Source organism: Tardiphaga sp. 866_E4_N1_4, from assembly GCF_052076075.1.
GTDB classification, from domain to species: Bacteria; Pseudomonadota; Alphaproteobacteria; order Rhizobiales; family Xanthobacteraceae; genus Tardiphaga; species Tardiphaga robiniae.
In genome coordinates this window covers 4,890,957-4,910,011 of sequence record NZ_CP197242.1, presented here as the reverse complement: position 1 = coordinate 4,910,011, position 19,055 = coordinate 4,890,957, and the positions used below count along the sequence as shown (strand labels likewise).

The following is a 19,055-nucleotide window of genomic DNA, read 5'->3' as shown; positions in this document are numbered from 1 at the left end:
TCACCTCATCGACAGCTTCAGCTATAGTCGCAGCATGAGCCTTCGCCTGATTCTCAGCCTCATATTCCTGCCCGCCGTCATTGCTTCAACGCCGCTGACGTTGGCGCAAACCAAAGGCAGCGTCGATCTGAAACCGCTGCCGCCGCTGGCCAATCCGAACGACCCGGCCATCGGCGCCAAAGAACTATTCGGCCGCAAGGTGCTGCCGACGAAATCGCCGGTGCGCGTGGTCGGCTTCTACGCCAAGGGCTGCATCGCAGGCGCCGAAGCGCTGCCGATCAATGGGCCGACCTGGCAGGTGATGCGGCTATCGCGCAATCGCAACTGGGCGCATCCGCAACTGGTCGAGCTGCTGGAGCGGCTATCGGTCAAGGCTAACAAGAACGCCGGCTGGCCAGGCATCCTGGTCGGTGATATGTCGCAGCCGCGCGGCGGCCCGATGATCACAGGCCATGCCAGCCATCAGGTCGGGCTTGATGCCGATATCTGGCTGACGCCGATGCCGAACCGCCAGCTCTCGCGCAACGAGCGTGAGGAGATGTCGGCGGTGATGATGGTGCGGCACGACCGGCTCGACATCGATCCGACCACCTGGACGCCGTCCCATCTGCCGGTGATCCGCGCCGCGGCGGTGGAGCCCAGTGTGGAGCGCATCTTCGTCAACGCCGCCATCAAGAAGGCGCTGTGCCGCGAGGCCAAAGGCGACCGCAGCTGGCTGTCGAAGGTGCGGCCGATGTACGGCCATGATTATCACTTCCATGTCCGCATCAAATGCCCGGTCGGGAGTGCCGAATGCGAATCCCAGCCACCGCCGACTGATTCCGAGGGCTGCAGCGCCGGCGATCTGGCTTACTGGTTCAGCGATGCCGTGCTGCATCCAAAACCGCCGCCGGTTCCGCCCAAGCCGAAGCCACCGATGACGCTCGCAGAAATGCCGGCTGCGTGCCGACAGGTTCTGACGGCACCGTGATCGGCCGATTGGCTATCGCATTGTCGTGAAACCGGGTTAGAACACGCCATCGTTGTGCCGTAAGCCGACGATCAACAACGGGCGCCCCTCCCGAACTCCTTCCATATCAGCCGCGGCCGTCAGCTGCCCGGCCCAATCGGCGAGATCCAACATGCGCATCAGTGCACGCAACCAGATCAAGGGTACTGTTCTCGAAGTCACCAAGGGCGCGACCACGTCGCATGTCCGCGTCGACATCGGCGGCGGCCAGGTCGTAACCTCGTCAATCACCAACGAAGCCGTAGACGATCTGGCGCTCAAGGCCGGCGGCAAATGCATCGTCGTGGTGAAGGCCTCCGACGTCATGATCGCGGTGGATTGACTATGTATGCGCGTCTGATTGTCGCGCTCACACTGCTCGGTTCGGCGCCTGCATGGGCTGCCGAACCCAGCGGCTGTGACAAGTTCAAGTGGCCGATCGACAAGGAGCGCGCCGCACTGACGGCGCAGGATCGCCTCAAGATTGCCTCTGGCGCCGACCTCGCAATTCCCGCCACAGCGATCCTTGATTTGAAGACACCCGCTGAGGCGAAGCTGCCGACGTCCCCAGAGCGAAAGCCGAAAGACGGCACATTTGCAGGCTTTGCGCGCTTCCAGAAGGCGCCGAAGGCCGGCACATACACCGTCAGCCTGTCGGCGGCGGCGTGGGTCGACGTGGTGCAGGATGGCGAGATCCTGAAGCCGATGGAGTTCAGCGGCGCGACCGACTGCGCCGGCATCCGCAAGACCATGAAGTACGATCTCGCGGCAGGTCCGTTCGTGATCCAGGTCAGCGGCGTGACTGAAAACACCATCAGCTTGGCCGTGCTGCCGTCCGAGTGACGGCAGCCTTAGAGGCCTCCGCGCCCAAGGGCCTTTACCCCCTTGGCCAGCCTGATATTATTCCCCAGCGATATCCCCTGCGGACCGTAAGTCCTCGGGATTGCCGGAACGGCGCTTCCGCCTGTCGCATGTCCCACCCAACCAACGCCTGAGTTGCGCGCATTTTGCGCTGCGCTCACGCATGGAGCGCCACATGAACCGTTTTGCCGGACTTTTCGCTGCGTTCTCGATCCTGCTCGGATCGACCTTCACGCCTGCCCATGCGCAGGACAAAACCCTCACCGTGTTCGCTGCAGCGTCGATGAAGAACGCGCTCGACGAGCTCGATGCCGCCTACACTGCCAAGACCGGCGTGAAGATCACCGCCAGCTATGCTGCAAGCTCGGCGCTCGCCAAGCAGATCGAACAGGGCGCGCCGGCCGACGTCTTCGTGTCCGCTGACACCGACTGGATGGACTACGCCATCGGCAAAAAGAACATCAACGTCGCCACGCGCACCGACCTCCTCGGCAACAGCATCGTGCTGATCGCCGCAAAGGACGCCAAGCTCGACAACGTCATCATCGGTCAGGGCTTCGATCTCGCCAAGCTCGCCGGCGACGGCAAGATCGCCACCGGCGATGTGAAGTCGGTCCCGGTCGGCAAATACGCAAAGGCCGCGCTTGAGAAGCTCGGCAGCTGGACCGCCGCCGAGTCAAAATTCGCCATGGCCGAGAGCGTGCGCGCTGCGCTGACGCTGGTCTCACGCGGTGAAGCTCCGCTTGGCATCGTCTATGCGACCGATGCCAAGATCGATCCGGGCGTGAAGATCATTGGCACCTTCCCGTCGGACTCGCATCCTGCGATCATCTATCCGATAGCTGCGACCACCACCGCCAAGAGCGAAGCCGCCGACTACCTGACCTTCCTGAGGTCATCGGCCGCAAAGACGGTTCTCGAGAAGTACGGCTTCACTTTCCTGGTCAAGCCGACGTCCTGACACGTGTCCAACATCTCCCCTGAAGAATGGACGGCGATCCTGCTTTCAGTCAGGGTCGCCGTGATCGCGACATTGATCTCGACGCCGATTGGAATCGGCGTCGCCTGGCTACTCGCTCGGCGTGACTTCTGGGGCAAGCCGATCATCGACGCCATAATCTATCTGCCGCTGGTGCTCCCGCCCGTCGTCACCGGCTATCTGCTGCTGTTGCTGCTCGGCAAGCGCGGCATTCTCGGCGCCTGGCTCGCCGAACATCTGGGCATCGTCTTCGCCTTTCGCTGGACGGGTGCCGCGCTTGCATGCGGCGTGATGTCGTTCCCTCTGCTTGTGCGGCCGATCCGGCTCTCGATTGAAGCGGTTGACCGGCGGCTCGAACAGGCGTCGAGCACGCTCGGCGCATCGCCCTGGAAGGTGTTTGCGACCGTGACCTTGCCGCTGGCGCTGCCCGGCGTCCTGGCCGGCATGGTCCTCGGCTTTGCCAAGGCCATCGGCGAATTCGGCGCCACCATTACTTTCGTCTCAAACATTCCCGGCGAGACCCAGACGATTTCCTCCGCGATCTACTCGTTGATCCAGACGCCCGACGGTGACGCGGCAGCCTCACGTCTGGTGATGATCTCCATCGGCATCGCTGTGCTGGCGCTTATCGCTTCGGAATGGTTCGCGCGCCGCGCGACGCAACGGCTGCACGGAAACTGATCGTGCTGCGCGTTGATGTGTTCAAACAACTCGGCGAATTTTCAGTCGACGTCGCCTTCACCAGCGAAGGCCGCGTGACGGGCCTGTTCGGCTCCTCAGGTGCGGGCAAGACCTCGCTGGTCAGCATGATTGCCGGCCTCGTGCAGCCGGATCGCGGCATCATCGCCGTGGATAGTGACGTGCTCTATGACGGCAGCGCGCGCATCCACGTCCCGCCGCATCGGCGCCGCATCGGCTACGTGTTTCAGGATGCGCGACTGTTTCCGCATCTGAGCGTCGCACAGAACCTCGATTACGGTCGCCGGATGAACCGTCTGACACGCGATCCCGCTGAGGAAACACGCATTACAGAGATGCTTGATATCGGACATCTGCTCGATCGCCGTCCCGGCGGCCTCTCGGGCGGCGAACGCCAGCGCGTCGCGCTGGGACGTGCGCTACTATCGCAACCGCGGCTGCTACTGCTCGACGAACCGATGGGTGCGCTCGACGAGGAGCGGAAGGCGGAGATCCTGCCCTACCTCAAGCGGCTGCGCGATGCAGGCGATGTGCCGATGGTCTTCGTCAGTCACGATGCCGACGAGATGCGGCAACTGGCGACGCAGGTCGTGATGCTGAAGCGCGGCCGTGTCGCGGCCTTCGGTGGCACAGAGATCCTGCCGCGTATCATCCCGGCAGCCTGAGCCAATCAGGCGCCGGACAGCGTGGTCCAGCCTCGCTTCAGTTTCGCCTTGAAGGCTTGCCTGCGTGTCAACTTCGGCGGCGCGGGATCTTCATCTTCGGGTAGACGCAGACCGACCACGTTGACACGCCCGCCGCCAAGGCTGCGCGCGACGAGATCGATACTGTCGATCGGCAAGGCGGCGCCAACAGTCGGCGCATGATCGAGATGGATATCGAAATAATCGGCCAGCGTCAGCGATGCCTGGGCTGGATCAACGGCGATGCCGTAGATCGCTGCAAGGTCGCCGAGAGTGATTTCACCAGACACCATGAAGTCACCAAGCAGATGCGGGTCCGGTGCTGTACTGGGCGGCATGTCGACAAAGAAGCGATCCAGCGCCTCGGCCTTTTCCGGCGGCGCCAGCAGATAGATGTAATCGCCGGCCGTAACAGGCTCGGCCTCCGCCGGCGTCAGGATGCGCTCATCGCGAATGACCAGCGTCGGCTTCGACCATGACGGAATAAGGTTGCGTTTCAGGTAGAGGCTCTTCGGGCGCACGGCATAGCCGACCAGTTGCTGTTCGAGCTGACCTGGCAAATCGAGTTCGATACGGCGCGGCCCCCTGTCGGTGCGCGGCAGAGCGACATGCAGCTTCCGGGCGGCAAAAGCCAGCGTCCATCCCTGAAACAACAGCGAGATGATCACGACCACGAAAGCGACGTCGAAATACAACGACGCCTTGGGCAGACCAACCAGCATCGGGATCGAGGCAAGGAAGATTGCGACGGCACCGCGCAGACCGACCCACGAAACGAACATCTTTTCGCGCCAGTTGAAGCGGAAGGGCTGCAAACACAGGAAGACCGCGACCGGGCGCGCCACGAACATCAGAACCAGGGCAACGCCGACCGCCGGAACGATGCTGCCCACCAGCCGCTCCGGCGACACCAGAAGACCGAGCATGACGAACATCACGATCTGCGCCAGCCACGTCGCAGCGTCGAGGAACGTCACCACGGAATTATGCGCCCGCGTCGGACGATTGCCGATGATGATGCCGGCAAGATAGACCGCCAGAAAGCCTGAGGCGTGAGCGATCTGAGCCAGCCCGAAGATCACCAGAGCCGCGGTGCAGACGAAGGGCGCATGCAACCCCTGCGGCAGCGCCACGCGATTCATGGCCAGGACAACCAACCGGCCACCGACGACGCCGATCAGGGTACCCAGCACGGCTTCCTGAACAAATTCCATTGCTACGTGACCGGCAGAGGCGTCCCCCAGCGACAGAAGCTTGACCAGCGTCAGGGTCAGAAAGACGGCGAACGGATCGTTCGTTCCGGACTCAACTTCGAGTGTCGCGCCAACCCTTGGTCTGAGGCGCAGGCCTTGCGCGTGGACCAGCAGAAAGACAGCCGCCGCGTCGGTGGAAGCCACCACCGCGCCAGTCAGCAGCGCCTGGGTCCAGTTCAGGTCGAGGGCATATTTGGCGACCGGCGCTGTGATCAACGCCGTCAACAACACGCCAATCGTAGCCAGCACCATCGACGGGGCCAGCACTGCGCGAATGGCCTGAAATCGTGTCTTCAACCCACCGTCGAAGAGGATCAGCGCGAGCGCAACCGAGCCCACTACATAGGTTGTATGGACGTCGTCAAACCGCAGTCCGCCGGGGCCCGCTTCGCCGGCCACCATGCCGATAAACAGGAAGAACAGCAGCAATGGCGCGCCAAAGCGAAGCGCAAGCAGGCTGGACAGGATGCCGGCCATGACCAGAACTGCGCCGAGAAGGATGGCAATGCTGACGGAATCAAGTGACGCCATGAGGCTCCGAGGCCGGAAATACTTGTAAATCCATGCTTATCGTCGTCATCCCGAGACGCCAAACGTTTTCTGCGTGATACCTATTTGCAGGTATATTTCTCGGGAATTGCTCAAGGCAAAAGCTCCGCTCGATGGCGTCGACGTGGTGCTTGTGTGAATCTCTGCCCACCCGAATCAAATGCGCCGTCCAGCGATGATTCCACACCACACGATACATTCACGACAACGAGAGCCGCGCGATGCTTGACCTGACCGACACCCACGAATTCGTGCTGGCAACCGCACGATCGTTCGGCGCCGAGGTAACCTCGCCGTGGTTCTATCTGCAGCTCGGACTGATGATGGCCGGTGGTGGCATTGCCTTCGCCATCGGGGCCGCAATCCGCTCGCGGGTCGATATGACCTCGCTGGCGATGGGCTGGCCGGCGCCGCTGCGCATGTTCATGCGCATTCTCGTCGGCAGCGCGGCCACCGCCGCCTTTGCCATCCTGATGACCCTCGACCGCGTGATCATGCTGAGCGTGACATGGCCGAGCCGCAGCTATTTGCTCTCAGTGGCCGCGAAGCTTGCACTCGCCTGGCTGGTGATCCGGCTTGTCACCAGCGTGATCCGTAACGAATTCCTGGTCCGGCTGGTGTCGATCTCGGCCTGGCTCGTCGCGGCCCTCAGCATTGTTGGCCAGTTGCAGCCGACCATCACCATGCTGGATGCGAACGGGATTGATCTCGGCGGCCTCCGGCTGACCCCGCTGCTCTTGATCAAGCTCGGCGTCTTGCTCGCGGTAGCGCTATGGCTCTCGAACATCGCCAGCAATTTTCTCGAAGGACGCATCAGGCAGTCCCACGATCTGACCCCTTCGATCCAGGTCCTGCTGATCAAGCTGGTGCGCCTGCTCTTGATGGTGTTCGCCGTCGCTCTCGTCATGGGTGCGGTCGGCATCAATCTCTCGGCGCTCGCAGTGTTCTCAGGCGCAGTCGGTGTCGGTATCGGTTTCGGCCTGCAAAAAATCGTCGCCAATTTCATCAGCGGCGTGATTCTGCTGGCGGATAAATCGGTGAAGCCCGGCGACCTCGTCACCATCGGTGACAGCTCCGGCCGCATCAGTGCAATGAATACGCGTTACATCTCGGTCGCCGCGGGCGACGGCCGCGAGTTCCTGATCCCCAACGAGGACCTCATTACCCAGAAGGTGGTGAACTGGACCTATACGGACAAGGACACGCTGGTGAAGGTCAATTTCAGCGCCAATTACGATGCGGATCCGCGCGTCGTCTGCAAGCTGGCTATCGACGTCGCAACGGCATCGCCACGGGCCAATACGGCCAAGACGCCGAACTGCATCCTCACCGAATTTGCCGAAGCCGGCATGAAATTCTCGCTGACCTTCTGGATCGACTCGCCCGACGGCATGGATGCTGTGAAGAGCGAGGTGATGCTGGGACTGTGGGATGCCTTCAAGCGCGAGGGCATCCGCGTGCCCTATCCGGTCCGCGAGCTGAAGATCCGTGGCGGTGCACTACCGGTCGAAACCATTGTCGAAGTCGCATCCGGTCCGGAATAAGTCCCGATGAAGCTTCCCGCCGACCTCGTTCCGGCGACGCTGCTGCGACGCTACAAGCGCTTCCTTGCCGATGTCGAGCTCGCCGATGGCAGCATGATCACCGCCCATGTCGCCAATCCCGGCGCCATGATCGGCCTGCAGGCGCCGGGCGCGCGGGTCTGGCTGTCGAAGTCGCCGAGCAAGACCCGCAAGCTGCCTTTTTCATGGGAGCTGATCGAAGCCGATTTCGGCAATGGCCCGGAACTGGTCGGCGTCAATACAATGCACCCCAATGCCATTGTCGCCGAGGCGCTGGCCGCCAATGCGATCCCCGAACTCGCTGGCTACGACACCATCCGCCGTGAGGTGAAATACGGCGCTGCGTCGCGGGTGGACTTCCTGCTGGAACACCCGTCACGGCCGCCCTGCTATGTCGAGGTCAAAAACGTCCACATGATGCGCCAGCCAAGTTTGGCCGAATTCCCGGATTCCGTCACCGCGCGCGGCGCCCGCCATCTCGACGAACTGGCCGCCATGGTCGCTACGGGTGCACGGGCCATGATGCTGTTCGTGGTCCAGATCGGCTCGTCCACGGCTTTTGCGCTGGCGCGGGATATCGACCCAGCCTATGGCCGCGCGTTCGACAAAGCCTGCACCGCAGGCGTCGAAGCCATCGCCTATACCTGCCGGATCGACCATGACGGCATCGTTCTGGCCGGCCGAGTGCCGATTCAGCCATGAATATGGCTGGGGTGGGGACCGAGCGATGAGGTCCTGGAGGGGCTGCTTTGGCTTGCGCTGACCGCCCCAGCCATTAAATTGGGGCCTCAAATCGCACATTCCCGTCGCATCCTGCCTGGCAAGATCACCTGATGAGCTACGTCGAAGCCTCCGAAACCTCCCAGCGCAAAACCGGTCAGATCAAGCTGCATGGTCCCGCCGCTTTTGCTGGCATGCGCAAGGCCGGCGCGCTGGTGTCGCTGTGCCTGGACGAGCTAACCGATCTGGTGAAGCCGGGTGTGCTGACTTCGGCGATCGACGATTTCGTGCGGGAATTCGCCTTCAGCCATGGCGCCTTTCCGGCCACGCTGATGTATCGCGGCTATCGCTATTCGACCTGCACGTCGATCAATCACGTGGTCTGCCACGGTATGCCCGGCGACCGCGCGCTGAAGGAAGGCGACATTGTCAATGTCGACGTCACCTTCATCGTCGAGGGCTGGTATGGCGATTCCAGCCGCATGTATGGCGTCGGCGAACTCGCCCGCAAGGCGGAGCGACTGGTCGAGGTCACCTATGAATCGCTGATGCGCGGCATCGCCGTGGTCAAGCCCGGCAATACTACCGGCGACATCGGCCATGCGATCCAGAGTTTCGTCGAACCGCAGCAGATGAGCGTGGTGCGCGACTTCTGCGGCCATGGCCTCGGTCGCATGTTCCATGACGAGCCAAACATCATCCATGTCGGCCGCCCCGGCGAAGGCGTGACCTTGCGCCCCGGCATGTTCTTCACCATCGAGCCGATGATCAATCTCGGCAAGCCGCATGTGAAGGTCCTGTCCGACGGCTGGACCGCCGTGACCCGCGACCGGTCGCTGTCGGCACAGTTCGAGCATACCGTCGGCGTGACCGCGACCGGCGTCGAGATTTTCACGCTGTCGAAGCGGCATAACGAACAGCCGCCGACACCCGCCGCCTAAACTTCAAATCGCCGCAGCGCTACAGACACTTTCTGGTTGCAAATGCAGCCGGGCACGGCATGCTCGTGGATACGATCCATGCGAGCCTTGGCGCCACATGCCCGTCAGTCCCAGTGATCCAGCCACGCCGACGGGTCTTGCCGAAGCGCCGCATTATCATGGCCACCGAGAGCGACTGCGGGAGCGCTTTCGCAGTGTCGGCGCCGATGCACTGAGTGACTACGAGCTGCTGGAAATGGTCCTGTTCCGCGCGCTGCCGCGCCGGGACGTGAAGCCGCTGGCGAAATCGCTCATCACCAAATTTGGTTCCTTTGCCGAGACGGTGCATGCGCCGGATACACGACTGCGCGAAATCGGCGGCCTCGGCGAAGCCGCGATCACCGAGATCAAGCTGGTCGCTGCCGCCGCCAGCCGCGTTGCCAAGGGTCAGCTGAAGCAGCGCACCGTATTGTCGTCATGGGCCACGGTGATCGACTATTGCCGCATGGCCATGGCCTTCGCCGACAAGGAACAATTCCGCATCCTGTTCCTCGACAAGCGCAACCAGTTGATCTCGGACGAGGTGCAGCAGGTCGGCACCGTCGATCACACACCGGTCTATCCGCGCGAGGTCGTGAAGCGTGCCCTCGAACTATCCGCGACTGCCATCATCATGGTGCACAACCATCCTTCCGGCGATCCGACACCGTCGCAGGCCGATGTGCAGATGACCAAGGCGGTGATCGATGTTGCCGCCCCGCTCGGCATCGCGGTGCATGATCACATCATCGTCGGCAAACATGGGCATGCGAGTTTGAAGGGGCTGAAGCTGATCTAAGGCCAATCAGAACACTTAGTTCTTGGCGGTTTTGACGTATTCTTCTGCTGCTCGAATACCACTCTTTGCCTTGAGTGTTAAAGCAGTTGTCCGCGGCTTCCATTCGGACACCAGTTTTTCTGCGTTCCTGAGCTCTTGTTCGGACAACAGTGCAGCCATCTCATTCACATTTTTCGCGGGCGCCAGCTTCGAGAGTTTGAAATACGCATATGACAAAGACAGATCCTTTGGCGCTCCTTTTCCGGCGGAATACAAACGGGACAAACCAAAGAGGGCACCGGGATATCCCTGATCGCCCGCCCTCTTCCACCACTTGAGCGCTTCTTCTGAATTTCCTCGCCTGTCATACAGATTAGCGACATCGTGCTGCGCAAGCGCGTAGCCGGCTTCGGCAGAAACAAGCTTATATTTCAAAGCTTGATCCGAGTCAGACTCCACGATGCCTGCGCCTTGCCCATCATAGTAACAACCAAGCTTATAGGCGCCCAACGCGTCGTTCGACGCAGCTGATTTTTGAAACCACTCAAAGGCCTGCCTGCGATCCTGTTGTGTACCGATGCCATTATTGTACATCATGCCCACATGATATTGCGCCTCTGCGTCTCCCTTGTTCGCCAATGCGACCATTGCATTAAAGGTGTCTGCGTCATTTGCACTGGCAGGCATTGAGAAAAATAAAAGGCACGAAAAAGCCAAGGCCACAAATTTCATCTCACCCTCCAATCGGGTTTGAACCATTTCATCTTGGTAACGCGCGACGGAAATAGGTTCGAAGAGGCTGATTTGGACCGGACGGATTGTTGCGCAGAGCGCAGTCCGGGCAACCACCTCTCCTCGTCCTCGCCTTCGCAGGGCGACAAAAACGGGCGCGGAGCGAGCCCTTACTGCCGCAGCAGGATCAGCGGATCTGCACTATCAGGCACACGGCGCCACTGCGCGTTGTCGTCCGCCTCGAAATGCCAGGTCTCACCCGATGCTGACATCATCAGCAATTCGCCGCGTTCGAGACGCCACTGCTTGGGATTGAAATTCGCCACCAGGGGGTCGCAGCGCGGCTTCAGGAACACGGCGAAATTGTCCTGCGTCGTCTCGGTATTGGTCAGCGTCAGGCCGCAGACCACGCGGCCGCTGCCGCGCACCATCGACCAGTCGCCAATCATCTGGTCCATTGACTTAGTCAACGAGCGGGCTGCCGCCAGGTTCTGCAGGATATAGACGCCTTCGCCGGTACGAATGCCCTCGAAGATGCCGCTCTCAACTTCGGTGAAGTCGATCACGGCTTCGCCCGTCGGATTCTGCAGCCGGACGATATCGAGCCCCTTGATGTTCCAGGCCGTGATATCCTTGGTGAAGGGCAACGCCTTCGCGCAATCCGGTTCGAGTTCGAGCTTCAGCCCCTGCGGCGACGTGTCGTTCTTCAGCGTCACCACGCAGGTCTTGCTGCGCTCGGTGGTGGAGAGCTCCCACTGCCCGATCATATTTTTCCGAAGAGTGGCAGCATCCTGAGCACGCGCCGGTGCGCCGACGAGCATCGCGCCGGCAACTGCCAGCGCAAAATATCGACAGCGCGCCGACGCGAGTTTCACGATCAGCGTCCCTTTATCGGTGTTTCCGCAATCGGCGTCGTCGGCGCCTTGCCGGCGAACCAGAGTTTGAGGTTGTCGACCACCAGCTGATCCATCGCGTTGCGCGTCACCACCGACGCCGAGCCGACATGCGGCAGCAGCACGACGTTCTGCATCGACTTCAGCTCGTCCGGCACCTTGGGCTCCTGCGCAAACACGTCGAGGCCCGCGGCCAGAATGGTGCCCGATTTGAGCGCCGCAATCAGTGCAGGCTCGTCGATCACCGAACCACGCGCGATATTGATGATGATGCCGCGCGGACCGAGCGCCTGCATGACTTCAGCATTGACGAGATTAGCCGTCGACGGCCCACCCGGCGTAATGACGATCAGCGTATCCACCGCCTTCGCCATCTCGATCAGGTTCGGATAGTGCTTGTGCGAGACGCCAGCGGCGGGGTTGCGCGAGTGATAGACCACCGGCACCAGCGAGGCGTCGAGACGACGCGCGATGGCCTGACCGATCCGGCCCATGCCCACCATGCCGACCTTGCGGTCGCGCAACGAGCCGACCGTGAGCGGATAAGGCTGTGTCAGCCACAGGCCCGAACGGACATATTTGTCCGCCTTGATGAATTCGCGGGCAGTGGCGATGAACAGGCCGAGCGCCGTATCGGCAACTTCCTCGGTCAGCACATCCGGCGTGTTGGTGACGAGGATATTGTTCTCGGCGGCGTATTTCGCGTCAATGTGATCGTAGCCGACGCCGAACGAGGAGATGATCTCGACCTTGGGATATTTCGCCAGCACGGCGCTGTTGGTCGGCACAAGGCCCGTCACGGCGATGCCGCGGATTTTCTCGGCGACGCCCGCCGGCAGCCGTTCGAGATCGTGCTGGGTTTCATATTTATGCAATACGAACTGATCCGAGAAGCCGTTATTGATCAGCGGCTTCGTCGGTCCATAGATCAGCAGGTCGATTTTGTCCGAAGAGATTCCCGTCCCCATTACTTTTCCTTTCGCAGTGCACTCTCATGCCAGCGCCGCAACAATCCGTGGGATACCAGCGCGAGCAGCATATAAATCACAATCCCCGCAACGGACAGCAACAATAACGCAGCGAACATTCGGGGAATATTGAGGCGATAGCTGGATTCCGAAATGCGATAGGCGAGGCCTGAACCAGCACCCGCCGCACCTGCAGCGATTTCCGCTGCCACCGCGCCGATCAGCGACAATCCGCCGGCAATGCGCAATCCGCCAAGTATGAATGGCAATGCCGCCGGAAGCTGCAAATAGCGCAGCACCTGCCAACGCGATGCGCGATAGAGCTGGAACAGCCCGGCTAGATTGCGATCCACCGAATTGAGGCCGAGCGTCGTATTGGCCAGCACCGGGAAGAACGCCACGATCCAGGCGCAGACAACAACGGCCGTCTGCTGCGGCAGATAGATCAGCATCAAGGGCGCGATGGCGATGACGGGCGTCACCTGCAGCACGATGGCATAGGGCAGCAGCGAATATTCCAGCCATTTGGACCGGTTGAACAACAGCGCTAATGCGATGCCCCCGATGGCCGCGGCGATGAAGCCCTCCAGCGCGGTCAGAAGCGTCACGCCGAGGGATTCAGACAGGATCGACCAGTCGGCGATCAACGTCTGAAAGACGAGCAAGGGACCGGGCAGCAGATAGGGCGGCATTTCGCCGATCCGAACGACGAGATCCCACAGCATGATGCCCGCAATGAACACGACGACGGGCCAGACGATGCGCTGCCACGGCGTGCTGCTGCCGGGTATTGCCGAACCGCGATCGACTGCAGGCAGTGGCTCCAGACCTTTCATGCCCGCGCCTTTGCCTCGTTGAATGCCGCGTCACTGGCCGCCATCAGTGCTTGCGAAACATCACGGCAATAGCCGGCATAGGCCATCGAGGTGCGAAACGCGTCGTCGCGCGGTTCAGAGGATTCGATATGGCATTCGGTGCTGACGCGACCAGGCCGCGAGGTCATCACCACAACGCGCTGCGACAGATAAACCGACTCGAACACCGAATGGGTGACGAAGATGACCGTCTTGCCGAGTTCGCGCCATAGCGCCAGCAGGTCGTTGTTGAGCCGGAAGCGCGTGATCTCGTCGAGCGCCGCAAAAGGCTCGTCCATCAGCAGGATATCCGGCTCGGTCACAAGCGCGCGGGCCAGCGACGCCCGCATCTTCATGCCGCCCGATAATTCACGCGGATAGGCTTCGGCAAAGTCCGCGAGACCGACCTGTGCGAGCACCTCATCGACCCGCGCCGTCGACTGCGCATCCGGCATATGTGCCAGCTTCAGCGGCAGCCGCACATTTTCCCGGATCGTGCTCCATGGCATCAGCGTCGGCTCCTGGAACACGAAGCCAATAGCGTGACCGCTGCTGCGTGCGGCCACATCCAAAGTGCCCGCTGACGGCGCGATCAGGCCTGCAATCAGGCGGAGTGCGGTGGATTTGCCGCAGCCGGACGAGCCCAACAGCGAGACGAACTCGCCCTTGCGAATATCGAGATCAAGAGGCCCCAGCGCCACGGTGCCGTTGTCATAGACCTTCGTGACACCGCGCAGGCGCACGGCGGTGGGTGCATCGCTCGACGACAACGCAGGTTCGACCATCTGCCGGGCTACTTCTTCGGCCGGAGATCGAGACCGACACCCTTGTTGATGAACTGCAGCGTATAGGCCTTGCGATAGTCGATATCGCGCTTGACCACGCCTGCGCGTGACATCTTGTCGAAGAAGCTGGCAACACGCGCTTCGCTCATGGCGCCGATACCGTCTTTCAGCGTGTCACCTGAGTCGACGATGCCGTATTCCTTCATCTTGGCGATGGAATAGGCCAGCAGGTCATCGGTCATTTCCGGGTTGAGCTTCTTGATGACCTCATTGGCGGCTTTGTTATCGCCATAGAGATAATTGTACCAGCCGATCATCGAGGCATCGACGAAACGCTGGACAAGGTCCGGCTTCTTGTCGACCCATTCGCGGCGCGTTTCGATCAATGTCGAATAGCCATCGAAACCGTAATCCGCGAGCAGCATCACGGTTGGCTTGAAATTGGCCTGCTTCTCGACCACGAACGGCTCGGACGTGACATAGCCCTGCATCGCACTGTTCTTGTCGACGATGAAAGGCTGCGCATTATAGGTGTAAGGCTTGACCTTGGACGCGCTGAAGCCAAGCTCGGATCGCATCCATTGGAAATAGCCGGCGACGCCCTCCTTCGAGATCAGCAGCGTCATGGGCTTGAGATCTTCGAGCTTGGTCACCTTGGGATTGGGATGCGCCAGAAAAACCTGCGGGTCCTTCTGAAAGATTGCGGCGACAGCGACCACCGGCACATTATTGGTGACGGCATCGAAGGATTGCAGCGTGTTGGCGCTCATGAAGAAGTCGAGCTTGCCCGAGATCAACAGGATGCGATTGTTCACGTTCGGCCCGCCCGGCACGATGGTGACGTCGAGCCCGTAATTCTTGTAGGTGCCGTCCGCGACCGCCTGGAAGAAGCCGCCATGTTCAGCCTCGGCCACCCAGTTGGTTCCGAAACTGACCTTGTCGAGCCTGGTTTCCGCCGCGGCAGGCGACCACGCGGCCATCACGGCTAGTGCGCCAATGGTTAACGCGCGCAGCAGGGATATCGGGCTCATATTGGACTCCGTCGACCGTTATGGCCCATGATAGGAAGCAATCTGCTGCCAGACTACCCTGCAAAATTGACCAAAGAAACGCACCTCGATGACTGCCAACATGCCGCCCCGCGACTGGACTGCCATTCGCTGGCCCGACATCGCCAAGAGCGATCCGGCCTCCTGGATTGCAGTGCTGCCATTGGCCGCGACCGAGCAGCACGGACCGCATCTGCCGCTCGGCACCGACATCATGATTGCGGAGGCTTATCTTGCAGAGGTCCAGCGCCTGCTGCCCGCCGATATTCCGGCAACGTTCCTGCCGCTTCAACCTGTGGGCATTTCGACCGAGCACCTCGCTTTTCCCGGTACGCTGACCCTGCCGACCGAGATCGCATTGCAGACCTGGACCGCGATCGGCGAAAGCGTCGCGCGCGCCGGCGTTCAGAAACTCGTGATCGTCACTAGCCACGGCGGCAACAGTGCAGCAATGACGCTCGCGGCGCAGGACCTGCGCGCCGAATACGGCATGCTGGTCGCCACCACTGGATGGAATCGATTCGGCACACCGGATGGCCTGTTCACTGACGCAGAGTTACATCACGGGATTCATGGCGGCGCTATCGAGACATCGATCATGCTGGCGCGCTATCCGCAGCATGTGCGCAACGACAAGATCGCAAATTTCGCATCGTCAGCGATTGCGATGGAGAAGAACTATCGCTGGCTGTCCGCAAGCCGGCCCGCGCCATTCGCGTGGCAGGCTGAAGACCTCCATCCCAGCGGCGCGATTGGCGACGCCACGCAGGCATCAGCCGACAAGGGCGAGAAGCTGCTCGCCCACGTCGCAAAGGCCTTCTGCGAATTGCTAGCGGACATGCATCGCTTCGACGTGACAGCGTTTGATCGCGAACCGGATGCCGGCGCGTGAGATGTGGTTAACCGCGGATTGCGCGATTCACGCGACGACATATTCCACGCGGATGACGACACGATTCTGAAACCAAAAGAATTTGCCTGAAACCAAATAGTTCGACCGGGTCTCGAACCCGATCCGTTTGGGCTCCGACTGATTGGCATGCAGGCCACGATGGCTGCACTTCAACAGGATGGAGTTATCCCATGTCGATCAAGTCCAAGATTGCTGCTTTCGCTCTCGTTGCTCTCACCGCTGCCGGCACCGTGGCATCGTCCCAGCAGGCTCAGGCCAAGGGCCCGGGCATCGGCTTCGGCATCGCTGCCGGTGTAGTCGGCGCCGCAGTCGTCGGCAGCGCCATTGCCGCCAATAACGGCTACTACGGTTACGGATATCGCTGCGGTTGGGTCCGCCAGTATGACGGCTACGGCAACTATGTCGGCCGCGTCCGGACCTGCAACTATTAATCTCTTGATCGACTGACGTGGATTTGCGTCCGACACGGGCGCCTCATCCACCCCGTGTCGCACCAGACCCGCTCGGTTGTCCCCCCGAGCGGGTCATTTTTTTGCGCTCGCCAAATGCCTTTCGAGCCGTGCCGGCCAGCTGCTGTTATCCAACCGTCATGATCGACTGCCACTGAAACATGCTTCTCCAGTTGCTTCTTGCTATTGCGAATTAGTTGCAATTATAGTCGGGGAGTCGACGGGTTGCTCGTTCTGTTTCGTTTTGTCTCATGACGACCCTCGATACCCCCAACGTTATGGGCGAATCGACTATTTTTGTGGAATATCAAACGGTTCGTCGCATGATCGGCGGCGACCTAAAGCGAGAAACGACGGCCGCATGAAGTACCCCGACCGATCGCGAGTATTGTCGTGAAGCGCGTTTTGGCCGGTTTTGCGCTGGGCGCATTGGCGTTCGATGGCTCTGCGATCGCGGCCGATATTTCGCCCGGCATGGCGCTGAAAGCGCCCCGCCTGGTTTACGACTGGACCGGGTTTTATCTCGGCGGTCACATCGGCTATGGCGGCGGCAGCTTTGGTCCCGGCAGCAATCCGCTGCCCGCGCAGGGCGTTTTCCTGCCGCCTTCGCCGACCGGCCTGATCGGCGGCTACCAGATCGGCTACAACAGGCAGCTCAGCAACAACGTCGTGCTGGGCTTCGAGGCCGACGCCACGTTTAGCAGTCCGCAGGACGCAGCGCGGTTGATGCCAGCGCCTTTCCATACGACCTTCGACTATTTTGCGACCGCACGCGGCCGCATCGGCTACGCCTTCGGTGCGTTGATGCCGTACGTCACCGGTGGCGTGGCGTGGGGACGCACCAAACTCAATCTCAATGATGCCGACGGCGACCTCATATCATCGGCGACCCGCACCCATTTCGGCTGGACCGCCGGCGCGGGCGTCGAATTTGCCGTTGGCGGCAACTGGACCGCGAAGGCCGAATACGCCTATCTCGATTTGATGCGGCAGACCTATGACCTCGGCAATACCGGGCTGCCGAATGTGAGCGTTGATCCGAATATTCACACCGTCAAAGTCGGCTTGAATTATCGGCTGTGGGACACGCCGCCATGGTTGCCGTCAGCTCCCATCACCGGCAAGACTGTGCTGCCGGAATCGACAGACTGGAACGTTCACGCCCAGACCACTTTCATCGCGTCCGCCTATCCGCGGATTCGCTCGCCCTATGAAGGCACCAACAGCCTTCCCGGCGGCGGCCAGGGGCGCGAGACCTTTACGACGACGGCGTTCCTCGGCTGGCGACTGTGGCAGGGCGGTGAGCTCTATCTCAATCCCGAGCTGGCGCAGGGCTTCGGCCTCAACTCCACGCTCGGCCTCGCCGGCTTCCCCAATGGCGAGGCGCAAAAGGGTGGCGCGCCGTTTCCGCGCTTTCGCATGCAGCGCTATTACTTCCGCCAGACGCTTGGCCTCGGCGGCGAGCAGGAAGACGTCCCCGACGCCGCCAATCAATTGGCAGGCAAGCGCGATATCGACCGCATCACGCTCACGGTCGGACGCTTCGCGGTGGGTGATTTCTTCGATGGCAATTCCTACGCCAAGGATCCGCGCGCCGACTTCATGAACTGGGCGATGTGGTCATCGGCCGCTTACGACTTTCCAGCCGACCTGCCGGGCTTCACCCGCGGCGCCATCGTTGAACTGAATCGCAAGGACTGGGCGATCCGAGCCGGCCTGTTTCAGGTGCCGGCGCAGCCTAACAACGACGTCCTGACGTTCAAGACCGGCGGCGCGGTCGTCGAATTCGAGGAGCGTCACCAGATCTTCGACCAGCCCGGCAAGCTGCGCGTCGGTGCCTTCATCAATCGCGGCAATACCGGCAGCTATCGCGGCGCACTGGCGATCGAGGCCAATGATCCCACGCTGGATATCAACGACGTGATGTCCTCGATCCGCCGCGCCAGCGACAAATACGGCTTCTACGTCAACGGCGAGCAGCAGGTTGCCACTGACGTTGGTATCTTCGGGCGCGTCAGCTGGAACGATGGCCAGAACGAGATCCTGTCCTTCACCGATATCGACCGCAGCGTCTCTGCCGGCGTCTCGATCAAGGGCAGCCATTGGGGCCGCGCCAATGACACGATCGGCCTTGGTGGCGCGATCAACGGCCTGTCCGCTGCGCATCGCGACTTCCTCGCCGCTGGCGGCAACGGATTGCTGATCGGCGACGGACGGCTAAATTACGGCACCGAGCGCATTCTCGAAACCTATTACGCCTATGCCATCGACAAGAACTTCACCCTCACGGCCGACTACCAGCTGATTGCGAACCCCGCCTACAACAAGGATCGCGGACCGGTCTCGATCTTCTCAGGCCGATTGCACGGCGAGTTCTGACG

General features: G+C 61.3%; 20 protein-coding genes. 13 read left to right on the top strand and 7 right to left on the bottom strand.

Annotated elements, in window-relative coordinates:
* Nucleotides 1–34: 34 nt before the first annotated feature.
* From mepA to modC, 6 genes are all read left to right on the top strand, one after another.
* Nucleotides 35–970, top strand: a complete 936-nt coding sequence (gene mepA / locus AB8B20_RS23650; RefSeq protein WP_439073384.1) for a penicillin-insensitive murein endopeptidase — start codon at nt 35–37, stop codon at nt 968–970.
* A 151-nt stretch (nt 971–1,121) separates the two neighbouring features.
* The gene (locus tag AB8B20_RS23645; protein ID WP_089262895.1) at nt 1,122–1,331 is read left to right on the top strand and encodes a TOBE domain-containing protein; all 210 of its coding nucleotides are present in this window, start codon (nt 1,122–1,124) and stop codon (nt 1,329–1,331) included.
* A gap of 2 nt (nt 1,332–1,333) precedes the next feature.
* Nucleotides 1,334–1,831 carry a hypothetical protein gene (locus tag AB8B20_RS23640; RefSeq protein WP_439073385.1) on the top strand — a complete coding sequence of 166 codons (498 nt, stop codon included), beginning with the start codon at nt 1,334–1,336 and terminating at the stop codon, nt 1,829–1,831.
* A gap of 193 nt (nt 1,832–2,024) precedes the next feature.
* A complete protein-coding gene (gene modA / locus AB8B20_RS23635; RefSeq protein ID WP_439073386.1) occupies nt 2,025–2,810 on the top strand; it encodes a molybdate ABC transporter substrate-binding protein in 786 nt (261 codons plus the stop codon).
* A gap of 3 nt (nt 2,811–2,813) precedes the next feature.
* On the top strand, nt 2,814–3,509 hold the full coding sequence (gene modB, locus AB8B20_RS23630; protein WP_093759884.1) for a molybdate ABC transporter permease subunit: 696 nt from the start codon (nt 2,814–2,816) through the stop codon (nt 3,507–3,509).
* Between the two features lie 2 nt (nt 3,510–3,511).
* Nucleotides 3,512–4,192: a molybdenum ABC transporter ATP-binding protein gene (gene modC, locus AB8B20_RS23625; protein WP_068733910.1), complete on the top strand. Its 681-nt coding sequence runs from the start codon at nt 3,512–3,514 to the stop codon at nt 4,190–4,192.
* A 5-nt stretch (nt 4,193–4,197) separates the two neighbouring features.
* Here modC and AB8B20_RS23620 read toward each other — a convergent pair whose 3' ends face one another.
* Complete coding sequence (locus AB8B20_RS23620) at nt 4,198–5,994, bottom strand: potassium/proton antiporter (protein WP_439065761.1); 1,797 nt, start codon at nt 5,992–5,994, stop codon at nt 4,198–4,200.
* Nucleotides 5,995–6,233: 239 nt separating this feature from the next.
* On the opposite strand from AB8B20_RS23620, the gene AB8B20_RS23615 reads away from it, so the two are divergent.
* From AB8B20_RS23615 to radC, 4 genes are all read left to right on the top strand, one after another.
* Complete coding sequence (locus AB8B20_RS23615; RefSeq protein WP_184513124.1) at nt 6,234–7,556, top strand: mechanosensitive ion channel family protein; 1,323 nt, start codon at nt 6,234–6,236, stop codon at nt 7,554–7,556.
* A gap of 6 nt (nt 7,557–7,562) precedes the next feature.
* The gene (gene sfsA / locus AB8B20_RS23610; protein ID WP_439073387.1) at nt 7,563–8,276 is read left to right on the top strand and encodes a DNA/RNA nuclease SfsA; all 714 of its coding nucleotides are present in this window, start codon (nt 7,563–7,565) and stop codon (nt 8,274–8,276) included.
* 131 nt (nt 8,277–8,407) lie between these two features.
* Nucleotides 8,408–9,235 carry a type I methionyl aminopeptidase gene (gene map, locus AB8B20_RS23605; RefSeq protein ID WP_068733840.1) on the top strand — a complete coding sequence of 276 codons (828 nt, stop codon included), beginning with the start codon at nt 8,408–8,410 and terminating at the stop codon, nt 9,233–9,235.
* Between the two features lie 97 nt (nt 9,236–9,332).
* Entirely contained in the window at nt 9,333–10,052 is a 720-nt protein-coding gene (gene radC / locus AB8B20_RS23600; protein WP_439073388.1) for a RadC family protein, read from the top strand.
* 15 nt (nt 10,053–10,067) lie between these two features.
* Here the strand turns inward: radC and AB8B20_RS23595 are convergent, their stop codons facing one another.
* From AB8B20_RS23595 to AB8B20_RS23570, 6 genes are read right to left on the bottom strand one after another with little or no spacing between them, the layout of a single operon-like run.
* The gene (locus tag AB8B20_RS23595; RefSeq protein WP_439073389.1) at nt 10,068–10,880 is read right to left on the bottom strand and encodes a tetratricopeptide repeat protein; all 813 of its coding nucleotides are present in this window, start codon (nt 10,878–10,880) and stop codon (nt 10,068–10,070) included.
* Nucleotides 10,881–10,933: 53 nt separating this feature from the next.
* Nucleotides 10,934–11,584, bottom strand: a complete 651-nt coding sequence (locus AB8B20_RS23590; protein ID WP_184520155.1) for an AprI/Inh family metalloprotease inhibitor — start codon at nt 11,582–11,584, stop codon at nt 10,934–10,936.
* Nucleotides 11,585–11,640: 56 nt separating this feature from the next.
* Nucleotides 11,641–12,624 carry a 2-hydroxyacid dehydrogenase gene (locus tag AB8B20_RS23585; protein WP_089266316.1) on the bottom strand — a complete coding sequence of 328 codons (984 nt, stop codon included), beginning with the start codon at nt 12,622–12,624 and terminating at the stop codon, nt 11,641–11,643.
* Entirely contained in the window at nt 12,624–13,460 is an 837-nt protein-coding gene (locus AB8B20_RS23580; protein WP_439073390.1) for an ABC transporter permease, read from the bottom strand. Before AB8B20_RS23580 ends, AB8B20_RS23585 begins: the two co-directional genes overlap by 1 nt.
* Nucleotides 13,457–14,263 (bottom strand): ABC transporter ATP-binding protein, encoded by an 807-nt coding sequence (locus tag AB8B20_RS23575; protein WP_439073391.1) that lies wholly within the window; start codon nt 14,261–14,263, stop codon nt 13,457–13,459. The genes AB8B20_RS23580 and AB8B20_RS23575 overlap by 4 nt, the downstream gene beginning before the upstream one ends.
* A gap of 8 nt (nt 14,264–14,271) precedes the next feature.
* A complete protein-coding gene (locus AB8B20_RS23570; RefSeq protein WP_439073392.1) occupies nt 14,272–15,294 on the bottom strand; it encodes an ABC transporter substrate-binding protein in 1,023 nt (340 codons plus the stop codon).
* Nucleotides 15,295–15,382: 88 nt separating this feature from the next.
* Here AB8B20_RS23570 and AB8B20_RS23565 point away from each other — a divergent pair, with 88 nt between their 5' ends.
* From AB8B20_RS23565 to AB8B20_RS23555, 3 genes are all read left to right on the top strand, one after another.
* Nucleotides 15,383–16,204: a creatininase family protein gene (locus AB8B20_RS23565; RefSeq protein ID WP_439073393.1), complete on the top strand. Its 822-nt coding sequence runs from the start codon at nt 15,383–15,385 to the stop codon at nt 16,202–16,204.
* 191 nt (nt 16,205–16,395) lie between these two features.
* Nucleotides 16,396–16,656, top strand: a complete 261-nt coding sequence (locus AB8B20_RS23560) for a hypothetical protein (RefSeq protein WP_089266312.1) — start codon at nt 16,396–16,398, stop codon at nt 16,654–16,656.
* 411 nt (nt 16,657–17,067) lie between these two features.
* Nucleotides 17,068–19,053: a carbohydrate porin gene (locus tag AB8B20_RS23555; RefSeq protein ID WP_439073394.1), complete on the top strand. Its 1,986-nt coding sequence runs from the start codon at nt 17,068–17,070 to the stop codon at nt 19,051–19,053.
* The last annotated feature ends 2 nt before the right edge of the window (nt 19,054–19,055 follow it).

Bases quoted from the DNA above. Each gene is read 5' to 3' on its own strand.
- AB8B20_RS23620 (WP_439065761.1), bottom strand. From the start codon at position 5,994: ATGGCGTCACTTGATTCCGTCAGCATTGCCATCCTTCTCGGCGCAGTT.
- sfsA (WP_439073387.1), top strand. From the start codon at position 7,563: ATGAAGCTTCCCGCCGACCTCGTTCCGGCGACGCTGCTGCGACGCTAC.
- AB8B20_RS23565 (WP_439073393.1), top strand. From the start codon at position 15,383: ATGACTGCCAACATGCCGCCCCGCGACTGGACTGCCATTCGCTGGCCC.
- AB8B20_RS23585 (WP_089266316.1), bottom strand. From the start codon at position 12,624: ATGGGGACGGGAATCTCTTCGGACAAAATCGACCTGCTGATCTATGGA.
- radC (WP_439073388.1), top strand. From the start codon at position 9,333: ATGCCCGTCAGTCCCAGTGATCCAGCCACGCCGACGGGTCTTGCCGAA.
- AB8B20_RS23640 (WP_439073385.1), top strand. From the start codon at position 1,334: ATGTATGCGCGTCTGATTGTCGCGCTCACACTGCTCGGTTCGGCGCCT.
- AB8B20_RS23590 (WP_184520155.1), bottom strand. From the start codon at position 11,584: ATGCTCGTCGGCGCACCGGCGCGTGCTCAGGATGCTGCCACTCTTCGG.
- AB8B20_RS23580 (WP_439073390.1), bottom strand. From the start codon at position 13,460: ATGAAAGGTCTGGAGCCACTGCCTGCAGTCGATCGCGGTTCGGCAATA.
- modA (WP_439073386.1), top strand. From the start codon at position 2,025: ATGAACCGTTTTGCCGGACTTTTCGCTGCGTTCTCGATCCTGCTCGGA.
- AB8B20_RS23570 (WP_439073392.1), bottom strand. From the start codon at position 15,294: ATGAGCCCGATATCCCTGCTGCGCGCGTTAACCATTGGCGCACTAGCC.
- AB8B20_RS23560 (WP_089266312.1), top strand. From the start codon at position 16,396: ATGTCGATCAAGTCCAAGATTGCTGCTTTCGCTCTCGTTGCTCTCACC.
- AB8B20_RS23615 (WP_184513124.1), top strand. From the start codon at position 6,234: ATGCTTGACCTGACCGACACCCACGAATTCGTGCTGGCAACCGCACGA.
- AB8B20_RS23645 (WP_089262895.1), top strand. From the start codon at position 1,122: ATGCGCATCAGTGCACGCAACCAGATCAAGGGTACTGTTCTCGAAGTC.
- mepA (WP_439073384.1), top strand. From the start codon at position 35: ATGAGCCTTCGCCTGATTCTCAGCCTCATATTCCTGCCCGCCGTCATT.
- AB8B20_RS23575 (WP_439073391.1), bottom strand. From the start codon at position 14,263: ATGGTCGAACCTGCGTTGTCGTCGAGCGATGCACCCACCGCCGTGCGC.
- map (WP_068733840.1), top strand. From the start codon at position 8,408: ATGAGCTACGTCGAAGCCTCCGAAACCTCCCAGCGCAAAACCGGTCAG.